General features: G+C 60.9%; 1 pseudogene. It reads left to right on the top strand.

Annotated elements, in window-relative coordinates:
- Window positions 1-66 precede the first annotated feature (66 nt).
- Window positions 67-1,169: pseudogene (locus BOO71_RS28475) on the top strand (IS1 family transposase).
- The last annotated feature ends 15 nt before the right edge of the window (window positions 1,170-1,184 follow it).

Genomic DNA, 1,184 nt, shown 5'->3' with positions numbered 1-1,184 from the left:
GTAGAAGGCTGGAATCATAACCGACATGCCTGACATGAGGGGCGTCCGGGGCGTATCCCCGGACGTATGCAATCACCCTCACTCGACAGTTTCCGCTGCCTTAACCCCGCCTGTCCAGCCGCTGGACAGTCAGGTCTCGGGAATATTCGTCACCGCAAGTGGTACAACACGCGCTCGGGGCCACGCCGGTTGCTCCGCTGCTCGACCTGCACCCGGGAATTTAGTGAACTCAAAGGCACTGCCCTGTGGAACGTGAAACTCCCCTGGGAGCGGGTGGAGAGCATCGTGGAGCACGTGACGCGCGGGAACAGCTTCAAGCAGACCGCTGAACTCACCCACACTCACCGCACTACCGTCTCCCGACTGGCGTGCATCGCAGGTGAACACGCGCAGCGTGTTCACGATCAACACGCCCAGGATCTACACGTGACGAGCCTCCAGGCCGATGAACGGCACGGCTTCGTGGGGCGTAAGGATCAGCCGTGCTGGGAGGCTACGGTCATCGACCCATGCTCAAAATTCATCGTCCAGAACGCTCTGGGGGCGAGAACGACTGATCTGGCAGTGCGGTTGCTGTTCGGCGCCCGTTCACGGCTGCACGATCCACATGGCATCGTGCTCTTCACCGATGGCTGGCTTCCATATGAATCGCTGTTCCCAGCCGTGTTTGGACGCCCCTTCCAGCCCCAGCGTCAAGGGAAGCGTGGACGCTTCCCCAAACTTCAGTACCGCATTCCCCGGACTTCAGGGCACGTGCGCATCATCAAGACGTATCAAGGCAAGCGCGTCGTGGACATCCGCATCGAACGCGCCGCTGGGAGCCAGCGGCGCGTCAATCAGGAGCTGGCCTTTCTCGGATACAACACCCCCAACACCTCGGCAGTGGAACGGCACAACGGGACGGCCCGGCGTATGAATCCGCACCAAGTCCGCAGAAGCCTCGCGTTTGCGAGGCTTCCCCACGTCCGTCAGACGGTCAGTGATCTGGTCAATGGGATCATAACTTCTGTCGGGTGAACCGGAGCCTGCGAGTCAAGTTGAATGAACCGGTGGGGCGTCGTCAATATGCGCAACGGACGCCAGCAATGGCCATCGGGATCACGGACACGGTGTGGAGCGTGCTGCGCCTGCTCAGCACCGTGGTCATGAAGAACCCATGTCGGTCATGATTCCAGCCTTCTACC

Source organism: Deinococcus marmoris, assembly GCF_001949125.1.
Classification (GTDB): Bacteria; Deinococcota; Deinococci; order Deinococcales; family Deinococcaceae; genus Deinococcus; species Deinococcus marmoris_A.
Note: the sequence above shows the minus strand (reverse complement) of the source record. Positions and strands in the feature narration are given on the sequence as shown.